Origin of the sequence: Mucilaginibacter straminoryzae (assembly GCF_022953055.1) — a bacterium.
GTDB classification, from domain to species: domain Bacteria; phylum Bacteroidota; class Bacteroidia; order Sphingobacteriales; family Sphingobacteriaceae; genus Mucilaginibacter; species Mucilaginibacter straminoryzae.
On record NZ_JALJEJ010000002.1, the window covers coordinates 646,595 to 660,587 of the forward strand.

The following is a 13,993-nucleotide window of genomic DNA, read 5'->3' on the forward strand; positions in this document are numbered from 1 at the left end:
TTAATGTATGGCTGAGCAAGTACTACTTAAATTACCGCTTGATATTACCCAGGGAGTGTTACGACCATTATTGAATTGACCAACAGCACCACAACCGATTATGTAATGATTGAGCATCGTAAACTTCGCTGCCAAAAGTTGATCACCCTGACTTAAGGTAAAATTGGTTATTCCATCGGTCCCATCCTGCAAACATGGGTTGTGGGTATGAACAGTGCCCTTAACAGGTATCCAATATTGATTCATTGAATGAATAATTCCAGGATAATTATAAGCAGGAAAGCCTAGATTGTCTGGATACGTGTAATATGCCTGTCCCTGATGAATTGCAAGCCCGCCAAAGCTTCCCCCCGCATAACCAACTTGGGCAACAAACATAAATTTATTATCCATAGTGATCAAACCAATTGCCTCAGCCTGGGCCTGTACACTTGAATTCCAAATAGCTTGTGCTCCAGTACAAATGTCTGGATATTCCCCCAAAGGCTTATTGCCGTTAATCCCATTCCATAAATTACCCGGAAAAGTATAACCAATATTATCAACTCCTATGGATCCACCGCTGCCTGGTTCGTGATCTCCCGATCCGGTACTTCCACTTCCTGTGCCTCCACCTCCGGAAGCCCCTCCGGAAGATCCTCCGGAAGATCCTCCGGAAAAACCTGGTCCAAATTCAACGTATTGACATTGCATGTGGTCATATCTCCATTCGGAGCAATAATTTATATCAGGTATACATACCCTAATGTACCAGTCATAGCAAATTAAGCCACCTCCATCTGTGCGTTTTGTAAGCCCTAAACTATTCGCATTTTTTACCTTTCCACTCTGCTGAGTTAAGATTCTACTTTGTGTTGAAACTTCCCGCTCTGTCCCTAAATAAACATCTGCAGTCCACTTCCCATCTAAATACCTTTTTCCTGTTAAGAAGTTATTGTTCAAGTCAAAGACCAAAACGCTACCAGTAAAATCTTTAAGGGTAAAATTCTCACTATTCACGGGTTTATCAGAATTTACTTCAACCCAGAAAGACTGATTGTCACCATATTCATACGTATAAATCAATAGTCTTCTGAAACCGAATTTCGAGATATGATAGATCGCTGTCCCGGAATCATAAGGTAAAAAAGTTAAAGTAATATTATTATTCTGTCTTTCGACTTTGGCTTTCGACCAGTTTGGAATACCTGGATCACCTCCTGCTTTTAGTCGAGCGATACTTAAATTGCCAAAGGTTTGAGCATCATGGCTTTTCTTTAATGTAATGTGAATAGAGTCATACCAAAGTTTGGCCTTTTGGATAGTCTCACTATCAGAAGCGTAGATTTGATTTATGCTATTGTCCCTTTTACAACTGGCAATAATAATTAATATGATGAAGAATAAATGCTTTTTCATTGTGACAGCAGGTTTGCGCTAAGATAACGAACTACATCAAACACCATATTACCGGTTGATTATCTTAATATAAATTTTCCAGAACCGCCAACTATATCAAACACTTCTTAACTAACTAAAAAGCCCCTTCCGGGGCTTTTAATTATTTCTTTTCGAACTGGTACATCGTGATGGACTTGTAGGTTTTGCCGGGTTGCAATTCTGTAGAAGGGAACTGCGGTTTGTTTGGCGAATCCGGGAAATGCTGTGTTTCCAGGCAGAATGCACTGCGGTGCGCATCCGGATGGCCGCCTTTCATCTTGAACGCTCCTTTCATGAAGTTACCGCTGTAGAACTGGATGCCAGGTTCGGTAGTGAACACTTTCATGATCAAACCGGTCTGGTCGCCAATAACAGTTACCACAGGCACAGAGGTATTCGGTTTATTCAGCACAAAGTTATGGTCATAACCCATACCATACTTAATTTGTGTATTGGTAGAATCGTTAATACGTTCGCCAATGCTTAAAGGCGCCCTAAAATCAAACGGAGTACCTTTAACGCTTTCAATTTTGCCGGTCGGGATCAATTTATCATCAACCGGGGTATAGCTATCTGCATTGATTTGCAGTACATGTTTCAGGATATCGCCGCTGCCCCAGCCGTTCAGGTTAAAGTAAGCATGGTTCGTAAGGTTCACTACCGTTGGTTTATCTGTGGTAGCTTCGTACTCAATCTCCAGGCTATTGTATTTGGTAACAGTATAAGTAACCTTTACATCCAGGTTACCAGGGAAACCTTCTTCCATATCCGGCGAGTGATATTTCAAGATCAGTTGGTGCTCATTCGGTTGCTCTGCATCCCAAACTTTTACATCAAAGCCGTGTTTACCGCCATGTAAAGTATTGGGGCCATTATTCGCAAAAAGGGGATAATCTTTCCCATTCAGCTTAAAATGGGCGTTACCGATACGGTTACCATAACGGCCGATCAATGCGCCATAGTAATTGCTTGCAGCTTCTTCGTAACCTTTTACACTATCAAATCCGGCAACAACATCAACGGTATCACCTTTCTGATCTTTCACCAGCAGGCTGACGATCCGGCCACCGTAATTGGTGATAGCGGCCTGCATGCCGTTTTTACCTTTCAGAACAAATAATTTAACTTTTTTACCGTCAACGGTCTGATCAAATCCGGATGAATCCGGCAGCAATTTGCTTGCAGCAATACTATCTGTCATTTTAGAATTATTTTTTGCAGTGTTATTACAGGACGACATTACCCCGCCGGCAGCAGCCAGCAAAAACAGGTATTTAAAAGCAGGCTTAACAAGTTGTTGGTACATGTTACAAGATGGTTTGGTTATTATTGGTTATTTATCGGCATGCCAATTTACAGTTTTAATTACAATTGGCACCATTATCGCTCAATGGCAATAAAAAAAACTGTATTTTATACAATTATGTAACACAGATGTTGACGGCTGTGTAAAAAAAACAGCCTGTTAATAAAAACTTCATACGTTGAAGCTACTTTTGTACGTTATTATGCCCGGAATGCACAAAACAATTAAAAAACGCAAAATTGCACTCGTTGCAATTGTTACCACGATGTTTTTTGCCGCTTATGCGCATCACCGTTTTGGCTCCAAACCTACGGGAACTGGCCATCTGTCAGACAGAGAACTTGACGAAATCTCCGGTATTGCGGCATCAGCCGTTAATCCCGATATCTTCTATGTACATAATGATAGCGGCGACAGCAGTCGTTTTTTTGCCATAGACGCGCAGGGCAACCTGAAAGAAACTTTCCGCTTTAAAGGAAACGAAGCAGGCCCATTGGGCGTAACGGATTGCGAGGATGTTGCCGTAGGCCCCGGACCGGTTAAAAACAAAAGTTATATCTACCTGGGTGATATCGGCGATAACAACAGTTCGAGAAAGCACCTAACTGTATACAGGTTTGCAGAACCTAAAGTTGAAAACGGAAAAACAACGGCTACCATTGCCGCTTCGAAATTATTTGTCAAGTATCCGGATGGTGCGCATGATGCGGAAACATTAATGGCCGACCCTTCTGATAAGCTATTGTACATCGTCACCAAACGCGAAGACTCCGTAGGCGTTTACAGCACGCCTTTAGTTTTTAAAGACGGCGATACCGTTACCTTAAAGAAAAATTGCCGCTTGCATTTTCAAGGGTTTAAATTACTGAAGTGGATTACCGCAGGAGACATCTCTGCGGATGGCAGCCAGATCTTATTAAAGAGCTATTCTAAAGTATATTACTGGAAACGTACACCAGGCATACCGGTTTGGAAGACCATGCAGAATAAGCCCGCCGAGCTTAATTACGAACAGGAAAAGCAAGGTGAAGCCATCGGTTTTACCCGCGATGGTAAATACTATTACACCACCAGCGAAGGTGTTTATGCGCCCATCTACCGCTATTCCATTTCAAATTGATCCGACCTTACAGAAGTGTTGACTGAAGATATATAAACGTCTATTCGCGATCTTATAATTAACATTTGCTTTACAGCTTCTTTTCATTAAAACCCATATCTTTAGAGATACGTTCATAACAATGAAAAAGAAATTATTAAGCACAACACTTATGCTTTGCCTGCTGGCACTGGGTGCCCTGGCCGTAGTTGCAGATCTGACAGGCAAATGGACCGGCCAGGTAAACTACGGCGGACAGCCCGTAGAACTTACTTATAACTTTAAGGTTGATGGTGAAAAACTCGGCGGCACGGTAGAATCGTCATACGGCCCGTCTGACATCAGCAACGGAAAAATCCAGGGGACTGATTTTAGCTTTGTTACTTCTGTACAAGGCATGGAAATTCCGCAAAGCGGAAAGTTTTATGGTGATTCTGTAGCGATTGACATCGACGTTAACGGACAGAAGCTGCACACCACCCTTACCCGGGCGAAATAAGACCTATAAAAGGCTACGATGAAGGCAGAAGTACTACGCTTCTGCCTTTTTTATTGCTGTAAATTTACCTGCCCGTTACAGCTTCAACCCCAACTGCTGTTTATTTTTGTACTAAATACAAATAGAATGAAAGTTGAAATATGGTCTGACGTGGCATGCCCTTTTTGCTACATCGGTAAAAGAAGATTTGAAGAGGGGTTAGCAGCATTTGCAAACCACAACGATATAGAAATAGAATGGAAGAGCTTCCAGCTGAACCCGACTTTAAAAACAGATACCACCATTAGCATACACCAGCACCTGGCAGAAGTGAAAGGCTGGCAGGAAAGCTATGCGAAACAATTAGCAGGGCAGGTAACAGATATGGCCGCAGAATGCGGGTTGGACTATTTTATGGATAATATTGTGGTAGCTAATACTTTTAATGCCCATCAATTTATTCAGTTTGCTAAAAGCCAAAACAAAGGCGATGCTGCAGAAGAAGCGCTGTTTAAGGCGTACTTTACGCTTGGTAAAAACATTGATGATCAAGAAACCTTGCTGGATATCGCCAGAGACCTCGATCTGGACGCCCAGGCCTTTGAGCAGCAATTAAGCGAAGGCGGACTGAAAGACAAAGTTCACGCCGATCTGCGCGAGGCTGACGAATTGGGAATTCACGCAGTGCCTTTTGTTGTATTAGACCGTAAATATGCCGTTTCCGGTGCGCAACCGGCAGCCGTGTTTACCGAGGCATTACAGCAGGCCTATGCCAACCAATTAGTCAATATTGGTAATGGCGACAGCTGTGATATCGAATCAGGAAATTGCTAAATACACTTATTTACAAGCCCCGCTCTTTGGAGCGGGGCTTGGAGGCAATCGTTTTTAATAATCTTTACAGTACCGGATTAGCCGCATATTCGGCCCATAATTCATCCAGCGATTTACCGGTTTGTTGCTGCCATACGTCACTGGTATAGGTATGTTCCCGCATTGATAGATGCAGTTTTTTCATACGCGCAAAATACAGGCTTAACATAACTTTTTAAAAATAACCTTAACTTTGCACCTTCATTCGGAAGTTTTTTCCGCCCGTTTATGATCAATACAGATACCCTTTTTCAGGAAGCGGTTCAACTGCTTCGTCACCTGATAGCTACTCCTTCCTTCAGTAAAGAAGAAAATCTTACCGCTAATATTGTTAATGCCTATCTGGAACAGCATGGCGTTACCACGCACCGTAAAATGAACAATGTGTGGGCGTGGAACAAATATTTTGATCCGGCGAAGCCTACCATTCTGCTTAATTCGCACCACGATACGGTAAAGCCTAATTCTGGCTATACCCGCGACCCTTTCGAGGCTAAAATTGAAGATGGAAAACTTTACGGGTTGGGCAGTAATGATGCGGGTGGCTGTTTAGTATCACTGATTGCCACCTTCCTGCATTTCTACGAAAAGCAGGGCTTGAAATATAATTTCTGTTTGGCTGCTACCGCAGAGGAAGAAATTTCTGGCGTTAACGGGTTGGAACTGATCATCCCAGAACTGGGCAAACTGGAGTTTGGCATTGTGGGTGAGCCTACCCTGATGCAATTGGCCATTGCCGAACGCGGACTAATGGTACTGGATTGTACCGCGCACGGTAAAGCAGGCCACGCCGCACGTGAAGAAGGTGAGAATGCCATTTATAAGGCTATTCAAGATATCGAATGGTTCCGCACCTACCGTTTCCCAAAAGAATCTGAAGTATTCGGACCGATAAAAATGTCTGTTACCATTATCAATGCAGGCTCTCAGCACAATGTCGTGCCCGCATTGTGTACCTACACGGTTGACGTCCGTGTTACCGATGCTTACCGGAATGAGGAAGTACTGGAAATAATCCGCGAGCATGTACAAAGCGAGGTGAAGCCACGCTCGATCAGGTTAAAGCCTTCATCTATCGATAAAGAGCACCCGATTGTGCAAGCAGGAATTGCTTTAGGACGAACTACCTATGGCTCACCGACAACGTCAGACCAGTCGCTGCTGGATATACCTTCACTTAAAATTGGCCCCGGCGATTCGGCACGGTCACACACTGCGGACGAGTTTGTTTATGTGGACGAGATCAGGGAAGGGATTGAGCTTTATATTAAAATGCTGGAAAGTATCAACTGATGACTGCCAATCTTTCACCGGTACTCTCAAATGCAAAAGTGGTTTTAAGACCGCTTGAATTAGCGGACGCCGGTGAATTACTAAAGATTGCGCAGGACGAGGACAACTGGAAGTACGGCAATATCAATTTTTCGAAGGAAGAAAGCCTCCAAGCCTATTTATCCGCGGCTATTGCAGATCGTGATAAGGGAACTGCAGCCGTTTGGACAATTGTAGATCCAATTACGAATAAGATTGCGGGCAGCACACGCCTGGCCGAAATAGATTTTCATAATAGCCGTGCGCAAATCGGCTGGACCTGGATCAACAAGGACGTTCGTGGAACGGGTTTGAACAAGGCCATGAAGTACGAGATACTAAAATATGGCTTTGAAACCCTGGGACTTCACCGTATCGAACTAAAAGCCGACGAGCGAAACTTGCGATCAAGGAATGCCATATTAGGCATAGGCGCAAAGTTCGAAGGTATTTTGCGAGAACACATGAAGTTACACGATGGCTTTATGCGCAGTTCTGCGTATTACAGCATTTTACAAAGCGAATGGGCAGAAGTGAAAGCCATGCTGGAAGCAAAGCTTTCCTTTATTTAAACAACTCCTGGCTTTCGGTATAATAAGTCTTCCTTGATCCTTCTTTAACCAGTATCGGCTCGCCTTTGGGTGTTGCCTTTTTACGGGTATGAACCTTCAGAAAGTCGCGCACTTCACCACTGATGATATCCGGCTCTGCTTTCAGGATCTCTTTTTCAGCATCGGTCAATACCTTTCTGATAGATTTTGAAAGGGCTTCTACCTTTTCCTCGGGTATTTTGTTAGAAGCCGAGAACGGCGAGATACCGGCATCGTACAGTATTTCATCTGCATAGGCATTGCCTATCCCACCAATGATTTTCTGATCGAGCAATACATCTTTAATTGCTTTTCGTGTACCGCTTAATTCTTCTTTCAGCCAATGTGCTGTTACCGTTTCAGCAAGGGCATCGGGGGCTTCTTTATCTTCCGGGTCAAGCGCCAGTTTGGCCGCCTTTTGCGGGTCGGTAAGCACCAGCGTAGTGCCATCTTCAAACTGCAGTTCGCAGATGGTATATTTCTGGGTGTTGGCGCCTTCCAGCAGGTGCAACTGCCCGCGCAGCATCAGGTGCATAGCAAGGGTGTTATGCCCGAACTTAAAATACAACTCCTTGCCGTGGCGGTAAACGTCCGTCAGTTCGTGATTATGTACGGCCTGCACTATGGCCTCAGGCCCGGTGTTGATCTTATCGGTATTCAGCACCAGCGTATGCAACTTCTTTCCGCCGAGTTTCTTCTTCAGGTTTCGGGCAAATACTTGCAGGTCGGGTAGTTCGGGCATAAACTTAAATTTTCAAATACAACAACAAAGTATTGTTATTGCTTGCCTAATATTCCCGAAAATTTCTGCTCGTAATCTTTCAGTTCCTTATCTAACTGCGCGTACAGTACTGGTTGGTTATATTTCTTCGTTAGGTCGGTCATCTGGTTCAAAGTCCACATACCTACCTGCACCTCGCGTACATTTACGGTGTCGGCATCGTTCTGATAAAGGTGATAATTATAATCCAGCTGGTCTTTCAGGTAAGCCGTGGTGCTTTTTACATACTTATTCGCCAGGTTCACTTCCTGTAGGTGATAAGCAGTATCTGCCAGGTAATACTTCTGCGCGGTGATTTCAATATACGGGTTCAGATCGGGCAATACTTCATCCATTTTACGGATGGCTTTTACCGCCAGGCTTTTCTGCCCGTTCATATCCAGGTGCTGGGCCAGGCTGATGAAGTTGTTCAATGTCATGGGGTAAAACAGGTTGCGCGATTGTTCATCCAGGTATTTGGCGTGTTTCATGTTACCGTAGCGATACTGCTCCAGCATGTTCTTATACATGGCCTGCAAATTCAGCTGATCCCCTTGTTCTTCGTCTTTTTGCTGTTCTTTCAGCGGCAGCAAGCGATAAACCATCCCTTCTTTATACATGTAAGGCTTCAGGCCCAGCATCTCGTCATTCATCAAAGCAGAAAAACAAATAGGCCGCTTCCAGTTATTATGCGCCAGGATATCCATCAGAGCCAGCTGACCCTTGTTCAGATAATTTCCAGGGAATTTCCACTTCATGGTATCTGTCAACAGGCCGATCTGATCCGGCGACACAACGCCATTTTGCAGTACTGCTTTTTTATCTACCGTTAGCATGAAGTTTTTTGTCGGCAGGTAATTCTCTATTGTGCCATCCTCGTACTGTAGCTTGGCTTGCGGATCTTCGGACATCATAAAGTCGAACACCTCCTTCAACTCTACCGAATCTCCAAGCTTCGAATCCTGGTAGCGTATAAAGTCGCGCACGCCGTCTTTATATTTATCGTAACTCATGGTGATGGGCAGTGCCGCCGCTTTGTTGATGGGCTGCTGCATCTGCCGGATGTTCCAGTCCGTCGGGAACAAATTCAGGTTAACCAAACGCACGTCAGGCCTTACGCCTTCTGCTTCCTGCAAATACCAAAGCGGGTAAGTTTCGTTATCGCCGGAGTTAAATAAAATGGCATTCTTCGGGCAAGACATCAGGTAGTTATAGGCCATATCATGCGCCACCATCTTGGTAGAACGGTCGTGGTCTTTCCATTCAGAAGACGCCGTAATCACCGGGAAGGCGATAAAACATAAGCCAACAGCAGCAAGTGCAGCCGTACGTTGGTTCAGCTTCCTGACCATTATATCCGCCATGGCCAGCACACCCAGACCTACCCATATGGCAAAGGCATAAAACGAACCGACGTAAGAATAATCACGTTCGCGTGGCTGCAGGTTATATTGGTTAACATACAGCACAATCGCGATGCCCATGAAGAAATATAGCATCAGGATAACCAGCGCGTCCTGCTTGTTCTTTTTAAAGTGCCAGAACATACCCAGCAAACCAATAATCAGCGGCAGCGCGTAAAGCGGGGTATAGGTGTAGCTATTTAAAACCGACTTAGGCAGTTGGCGGTGATGATCGAGCCAGCCGGTTGTCCAATTGCCATTGATACCGAAAGTGCTGGTCTGCCCATCGGCATCGTTATATCTGCCGGAGAAATTCCAGAAGAAGTAACGGAAATACATCTGGTAGATCTGCCAGCTGAAAAGGTAATTGAGGTTATCGCCAAAGGTGGGTGATTGGTCTTTACCCAGGTTAAGCCACTGGCGATAGAAAGAAACATCGTTAGGGTCATTGCTAAAAATGCGCGGTAGGATGGTGTTATGGTCATAAACCAGGTCTTGCCGTTTACCAATCACTTCGTATTTTTTATCGCCTTTACGGTAGAGTGTAGGGCCTTCTTTCTGATCGATCATCTTGCCGTCGAAATACTGACCGTATAATAACGGCGGGGCCACGTACTGGATCCGGCTCAGGTATTCGGTCAGCTTAAATGCATTATCCGGGTGATAGTTATTAAGGTTCGTACCGGCATGGGCACGGATAGGGATCATGGTAAAAGAGCTGTAGCCAAAATAAATAAATACGGTGCAGATCAACGCCACATTTAACGCGTACTTCCTTTTTCTGATGCTGTAAAAAATACCATAAGCCAGTCCGCTGAATAAGGCAAGCAAGAATATTAGTGCGCCTGTATTAAACGGCATGCCTAATGAATTTACCGCAAACAGGTCGGTATATCCGGCAAGCTTCACGGTATATTGAATGATACCAAACTGAACAAACGCTAAAAGCACCACACCGATAAGTAACGCGATAAGTGTATTGCGCGTTGAAATACGTTTCCACCTTCTGAAGTAGTAAACCAGCGTTAGCGCAGGGATGGTCAATAGATTTAACAAATGTATCCCGATGGATAAACCCATAATATAAGCAATGAACACCAGCCAACGGTCGGCGCCAGGTTCGTCTGCAACGGAATCCCATTTCATAATTGCCCATACTACCAAACTGGTGCAAAGCATTGCGGGGGAGAATACGATGGTTTCAACAGCAGAGAACCAAAACGTATCGGTATAAATAAAACCTAATGCACCTACCAAACCTGCACCTAAAATCAGTATAGCCTGGGTCGGTGCTGGCTTTTCGCCTTTCTTCAGCATTACTTTACGGGCAAGCAGGGTGATGGTCCAGAACAGGAACATAATTGCCGCGCTGCTGGATAACGCAAAGCCAAAGTTGGTAAAGTAGGCAATGCGGGTTTTATCGCCAAAAGAAAGCAGCGAGAACACCTTACCCAGCATGGCAAACAAGGGGTAACCCGGCTGGTGCGATACCTGTAATCTTGCTGCACAGGCGATGAACTCGCCACAGTCCCAAAAACTTACAGAGGGTTCTAAAGTGAGCGTGTAAGTAATGGCGGCGGCGGCAAAGCAAAACCAGCCAAGCAGGTTGTTCAGTTTGGTGAAATTCATGGTAAGGGAATTAGTTTCAAAAGCTAATATCAGTACTGCTAAGCGTAAGCCGCTGCCGTTTAACACTTTTTAACTTTATTTAACAAATACCCATCTTTGCAGTATGGACGGCAGAAATCGCAGCGACATTTACCCGGGATTAGAGGTGGATATTATTTTGAAAAAAGACCAGCGGAGCGGCGCACGTACCCGCGGGATTGTAAAGAACTTGTTAACCAGCGCACCTTACCACTCGCGCGGAATTAAAGTACGGTTGGAAGACGGGCAGGTTGGCCGGGTGATAGAAATTTTTGAATAATTGTTTATTTTGAGCCCGATAAACATAATATCCGGCCGATTGTAGTGTTTATCGTCTGCTATGACCCAATCTACCAAATTCAGAAATCCCATACTGCGGCTTGATACGCACCTGCGGATATTTATTGCTGTTTTTATAGCGCTGATTGTTTTCTTTTCGGTGCGAAAAAACCATACGCTGCCGGAAGTGGTGCTGTTCAGCTGGATTACTTATGCTGTATGCCATATCGTATTTGACTGGGTGCTCATCGCCAGCTTGCACCCCAGGCAGGTATGCAAAATGGCCAGCCTGGAAGATAAAAGCCGCAGCTTGATCTTTGTTATTGTCATCGCGGCCTCGATCATGAGCCTGGTGGCCATACTTTTTCTACTGAAATCAACCAAAACCGGCGACGAAGCGGTAATGACTGCACATGTGCTGCTAAGCGTAATTTCTGTGGTGGTTTCGTGGTGGATGGTGCATACCGTATTTGCCATGCGCTATGCTTACCTGTATTATGACACCACCGACGATGAAGGAAACGCAAAAAAAGAAATTGGTGGGTTGGAATTCCCAAAAACACCTGACCCGGATTATATGGACTTTGTGTACTTTTCGTACGTGATCGGCATGACCTTCCAGGTATCGGACGTGGAGATTTCCTCGCGCCAGATCAGGAGGTTGGCCTGGGTGCATGGCCTCATTTCATTCGCATTTAACACCGCTATTGTTGCACTTAGCATTAATATCATTTCGGGCCTGGTGTCCTCTAAATAACCTACGCATTTTTATCAATGGAAAAACCTGATAGTTTAATTTTTGATATGGACGGCACACTTTGGGATGCCGTTGCTACGTATACGCACTCCTGGAATAAAGCTTTTGAGGAATTAGACCTGCCTCACCGGGTAGCGGTGGAAGAATTGGCAAAGCTGGTAGGTATGGAAGGTAAAAAAGCGACCGCACTGCTAATGCCCGACCTGACCGAGGAAAAACGTGAGGAGATTTACATGCAGGTGAACGATTATCGCCGTAGTGTGATCCCGCAAATGGGCGGTATTTTATACGATGGGGTAAAAGAGGGTTTGCAGCAGCTTTCTGAAAAGTATAAGCTGTTTATTTTAAGCAATTGTGCGAAAGGGATTATCCGCTTGTTTATTGATTGGGCTGGGATAGATGAATACATCACCGACGAATTTGCCTACGGTGTTAACCATATGCCTAAAAGCCATAACATCAAGCTATTGATGGATAAACACAACCTGACATCCCCTATGTATGTGGGCGACACTGAAGGCGATGGCGAGCAAAGCCGTTTAGCAGGCTTACCGTTTGTATTTGTAACCTATGGCTTCGGGAAGACGGATAATTACGACCTGAAATTCGACAACTTTACCGACCTCACCCAGCACTTTATGACGCTTTAAGCCGTAAGTTCTGCAATAGCCTGGTCTACTTTTGCAAAGTTGAAGCTTTGCAGCATGCGGTTCATATTGTTGATAATATGTTCGGTCCCTAAGTTACCGATACTGCCTTCGTGCGTGTGGTTTACTTCTTTAGCCGGGTTGAATTCGCCTCGTTCGATGGCTAAACCAACCTGCTTGTACGCATCGCGGAAAGGGGTGCCATTCAATACCAGTTTGTTTACCTCTTCCACGCTAAAAAGGTAGGCATATTTGGGGTCGTTCAAAATATCAGCCTTAATAGAAACGTGTTGCAGCATAAAATTAGCCATATGCAGGCATTCGTTCAGTTCCTGAAATGAAGGGAACAACAACTCTTTCAATAATTGCATTTCGCGGTGATAGCCCGATGGCAGGTTAGTCGTCATCATGGCAACATCATTTGGCAACGCTTGCAGCCGGTTACATTTCCCACGCATAATTTCCCAAACGTCTGGGTTCTTTTTGTGCGGCATAATGCTCGATCCCGTTGTCAGGTTCTCCGGGTAGCTGATGAAAGCAAAGTTCTGGCTCAGATACAATACCTGGTCCATCGCAAACCGGCCCAGCGTTGCGGCAATGGCAGAGATCGCCTGAGCGATAATCCGCTCGGTTTTACCACGGCCCATTTGCGCGTATACCACGTTATAGTTCAGGTCTTCAAAGCCCAGTAATTGTGTTGTCAAGGTGCGGTTCAAAGGGAAAGATGAACCGTAACCTGCGGCAGAACCTAACGGATTTTTGTTGGTGATGTTCCACGCCGCGCGAACCAGTTCGAGATCATCGATCAGGCTTTCCGCATAAGCGCCAAACCATAACCCGAAAGATGATGGCATAGCTACCTGCAAATGTGTATAGCCGGGTAGCAAGACGTCTTTATGCTGCTCGCTCAGTTCAATTAACGTATTGAAGAGCTTACCGGTTTCGTCAACAACCTGCTGCAACTGGTGGCGGAAGAATAATTTAAGGTCTACCAGCACCTGGTCGTTACGCGAACGGCCGCTATGGATTTTCTTACCGGCATCGCCAATACGGCGGGTAAGCAGCAGTTCTACCTGCGAATGCACATCTTCCACGTCAGCTTCGATCATAAACTCGCCTTGCTGAATTTGCTGGTAAAGCGCCTTCAGTTCCCGTTGGATGAGCAACAGGTCTTCGGCATCAAGCAGGCCTACGCTTTGCAGCATACGCGTATGGGCCAGTGATCCCAATACATCAAAAGCAGCCATCTGGTTATCCAATTCGCGGTCTTTACCTACAGTGAACTGATCTACCAGCTGATTAACGTCTGTCTCTTTTTGCCAAAGTTTGCTCATGCTGCAAAGATGTTAAAAAAATTTGAGCACCCAATCCCTGCGCAAAGCCCGGATGAGCACTAAAAATAAACATAGCGAATTCTATCAGCA

Annotated in this window: 14 protein-coding genes; 8 read left to right on the forward strand and 6 right to left on the reverse strand. The window is 45.0% G+C overall.

Features of this window, described 5'->3' with window-relative positions; translation table 11 throughout:
- Complete coding sequence (locus tag MUY27_RS06285; RefSeq protein WP_245129138.1) at window positions 1–1,398, reverse strand: hypothetical protein; 1,398 nt, start codon at window positions 1,396–1,398, stop codon at window positions 1–3.
- A 142-nt stretch (window positions 1,399–1,540) separates the two neighbouring features.
- Complete coding sequence (locus MUY27_RS06290) at window positions 1,541–2,725, reverse strand: aldose epimerase family protein (RefSeq protein WP_245129139.1); 1,185 nt, start codon at window positions 2,723–2,725, stop codon at window positions 1,541–1,543.
- Between the two features lie 211 nt (window positions 2,726–2,936).
- Here MUY27_RS06290 and MUY27_RS06295 point away from each other — a divergent pair, with 211 nt between their 5' ends.
- The 3 genes from MUY27_RS06295 (at window position 2,937) to MUY27_RS06305 (ending at window position 5,136) form a co-directional block, all read left to right on the forward strand.
- Entirely contained in the window at window positions 2,937–3,845 is a 909-nt protein-coding gene (locus MUY27_RS06295) for a hypothetical protein (RefSeq protein ID WP_245129140.1), read from the forward strand.
- Between the two features lie 121 nt (window positions 3,846–3,966).
- On the forward strand, window positions 3,967–4,323 hold the full coding sequence (locus MUY27_RS06300; protein WP_245129141.1) for a hypothetical protein: 357 nt from the start codon (window positions 3,967–3,969) through the stop codon (window positions 4,321–4,323).
- Between the two features lie 126 nt (window positions 4,324–4,449).
- Complete coding sequence (locus MUY27_RS06305) at window positions 4,450–5,136, forward strand: DsbA family oxidoreductase (RefSeq protein WP_245129142.1); 687 nt, start codon at window positions 4,450–4,452, stop codon at window positions 5,134–5,136.
- A 64-nt stretch (window positions 5,137–5,200) separates the two neighbouring features.
- Here the strand turns inward: MUY27_RS06305 and MUY27_RS06310 are convergent, their stop codons facing one another.
- Window positions 5,201–5,320 (reverse strand): basic secretory family protein, encoded by a 120-nt coding sequence (locus tag MUY27_RS06310; protein ID WP_245129143.1) that lies wholly within the window; start codon window positions 5,318–5,320, stop codon window positions 5,201–5,203.
- Between the two features lie 83 nt (window positions 5,321–5,403).
- Between MUY27_RS06310 and MUY27_RS06315 the strand changes: the two genes are divergently transcribed.
- Window positions 5,404–6,468, forward strand: coding sequence for a M20 family metallo-hydrolase (locus MUY27_RS06315; RefSeq protein ID WP_245129144.1), 1,065 nt, complete (start codon window positions 5,404–5,406; stop codon window positions 6,466–6,468).
- Window positions 6,468–7,058, forward strand: coding sequence for a GNAT family N-acetyltransferase (locus MUY27_RS06320; RefSeq protein WP_245129145.1), 591 nt, complete (start codon window positions 6,468–6,470; stop codon window positions 7,056–7,058). The genes MUY27_RS06315 and MUY27_RS06320 overlap by 1 nt, the downstream gene beginning before the upstream one ends.
- On the opposite strand, the gene MUY27_RS06325 is transcribed toward MUY27_RS06320, so the two are convergent.
- Both MUY27_RS06325 and MUY27_RS06330 read right to left on the reverse strand, forming a co-directional pair.
- A complete protein-coding gene (locus tag MUY27_RS06325) occupies window positions 7,051–7,818 on the reverse strand; it encodes a DNA-formamidopyrimidine glycosylase family protein (protein WP_245129146.1) in 768 nt (255 codons plus the stop codon). The genes MUY27_RS06320 and MUY27_RS06325 overlap by 8 nt on opposite strands.
- A 35-nt stretch (window positions 7,819–7,853) precedes the next feature.
- The gene (locus MUY27_RS06330; protein ID WP_245129147.1) at window positions 7,854–10,868 is read right to left on the reverse strand and encodes a glycosyltransferase family 117 protein; all 3,015 of its coding nucleotides are present in this window, start codon (window positions 10,866–10,868) and stop codon (window positions 7,854–7,856) included.
- A gap of 103 nt (window positions 10,869–10,971) precedes the next feature.
- Between MUY27_RS06330 and MUY27_RS06335 the strand changes: the two genes are divergently transcribed.
- The 3 genes from MUY27_RS06335 to MUY27_RS06345 are packed head-to-tail and all read left to right on the forward strand — an operon-like array spanning window position 10,972 to window position 12,572.
- Window positions 10,972–11,166, forward strand: coding sequence for a YwbE family protein (locus tag MUY27_RS06335; protein ID WP_245129148.1), 195 nt, complete (start codon window positions 10,972–10,974; stop codon window positions 11,164–11,166).
- Window positions 11,167–11,226: 60 nt separating this feature from the next.
- Complete coding sequence (locus tag MUY27_RS06340; protein WP_245129149.1) at window positions 11,227–11,922, forward strand: DUF1345 domain-containing protein; 696 nt, start codon at window positions 11,227–11,229, stop codon at window positions 11,920–11,922.
- A gap of 17 nt (window positions 11,923–11,939) precedes the next feature.
- The gene (locus tag MUY27_RS06345) at window positions 11,940–12,572 is read left to right on the forward strand and encodes an HAD family hydrolase (RefSeq protein WP_245129150.1); all 633 of its coding nucleotides are present in this window, start codon (window positions 11,940–11,942) and stop codon (window positions 12,570–12,572) included.
- Here MUY27_RS06345 and argH read toward each other — a convergent pair.
- Complete coding sequence (gene argH / locus MUY27_RS06350; protein WP_245129151.1) at window positions 12,569–13,903, reverse strand: argininosuccinate lyase; 1,335 nt, start codon at window positions 13,901–13,903, stop codon at window positions 12,569–12,571. The genes MUY27_RS06345 and argH overlap by 4 nt on opposite strands.
- Window positions 13,904–13,993: the final 90 nt, after the last annotated feature.

What these genes read in the sequence shown, in the direction of transcription:
- MUY27_RS06320 (WP_245129145.1), top strand. Translation starts at nt 6,468, where the DNA reads ATGACTGCCAATCTTTCACCGGTACTCTCAAATGCAAAAGTGGTTTTA.
- MUY27_RS06305 (WP_245129142.1), top strand. Translation starts at nt 4,450, where the DNA reads ATGAAAGTTGAAATATGGTCTGACGTGGCATGCCCTTTTTGCTACATC.
- MUY27_RS06310 (WP_245129143.1), bottom strand. Translation starts at nt 5,320, where the DNA reads ATGAAAAAACTGCATCTATCAATGCGGGAACATACCTATACCAGTGAC.
- MUY27_RS06315 (WP_245129144.1), top strand. Translation starts at nt 5,404, where the DNA reads ATGATCAATACAGATACCCTTTTTCAGGAAGCGGTTCAACTGCTTCGT.
- MUY27_RS06330 (WP_245129147.1), bottom strand. Translation starts at nt 10,868, where the DNA reads ATGAATTTCACCAAACTGAACAACCTGCTTGGCTGGTTTTGCTTTGCC.
- MUY27_RS06295 (WP_245129140.1), top strand. Translation starts at nt 2,937, where the DNA reads ATGCACAAAACAATTAAAAAACGCAAAATTGCACTCGTTGCAATTGTT.
- MUY27_RS06345 (WP_245129150.1), top strand. Translation starts at nt 11,940, where the DNA reads ATGGAAAAACCTGATAGTTTAATTTTTGATATGGACGGCACACTTTGG.
- MUY27_RS06285 (WP_245129138.1), bottom strand. Translation starts at nt 1,398, where the DNA reads ATGAAAAAGCATTTATTCTTCATCATATTAATTATTATTGCCAGTTGT.
- MUY27_RS06335 (WP_245129148.1), top strand. Translation starts at nt 10,972, where the DNA reads ATGGACGGCAGAAATCGCAGCGACATTTACCCGGGATTAGAGGTGGAT.
- MUY27_RS06290 (WP_245129139.1), bottom strand. Translation starts at nt 2,725, where the DNA reads ATGTACCAACAACTTGTTAAGCCTGCTTTTAAATACCTGTTTTTGCTG.
- argH (WP_245129151.1), bottom strand. Translation starts at nt 13,903, where the DNA reads ATGAGCAAACTTTGGCAAAAAGAGACAGACGTTAATCAGCTGGTAGAT.
- MUY27_RS06340 (WP_245129149.1), top strand. Translation starts at nt 11,227, where the DNA reads ATGACCCAATCTACCAAATTCAGAAATCCCATACTGCGGCTTGATACG.
- MUY27_RS06300 (WP_245129141.1), top strand. Translation starts at nt 3,967, where the DNA reads ATGAAAAAGAAATTATTAAGCACAACACTTATGCTTTGCCTGCTGGCA.
- MUY27_RS06325 (WP_245129146.1), bottom strand. Translation starts at nt 7,818, where the DNA reads ATGCCCGAACTACCCGACCTGCAAGTATTTGCCCGAAACCTGAAGAAG.